General features: G+C 56.7%; 1 protein-coding gene. It reads left to right on the forward strand.

Features of this window, described 5'->3' with window-relative positions:
- Positions 1–277: OPT/YSL family transporter (locus ACSNOG_RS33280; protein WP_436756400.1), on the forward strand; the 277-nt coding region annotated here is incomplete at both ends.

Below are 277 nucleotides of genomic sequence, written 5' to 3' on the forward strand. Positions count from 1 at the left end.
GGATTATGGCCGGCAGCTTGCCGTGGGATCTTATCTTTATCGGCGTCGCTGCAGCTGTCGTCATCGAGCTTCTTGGCTTGAACTCGCTCACGGTGGCCGTCGGGATCTATCTCCCCATTCATGTAAGCGTGCCGATTATGATCGGAGGCGTGGTTCGCTGGATTATCGAGTTCGCCTCGCGCAAAAATGAGCAATTAAAGGCCGCGAGGGTCGAGAGAGGAACGCTGCTCGCCTCCGGCTTGATCGCTGGTGAGTCTCTGATCGGCGTGATTATCGC

The sequence above is a fragment of the Streptomyces sp. URMC 124 genome (assembly GCF_051386455.1).
Classification (GTDB): domain Bacteria; phylum Actinomycetota; class Actinomycetes; order Streptomycetales; family Streptomycetaceae; genus Streptomyces.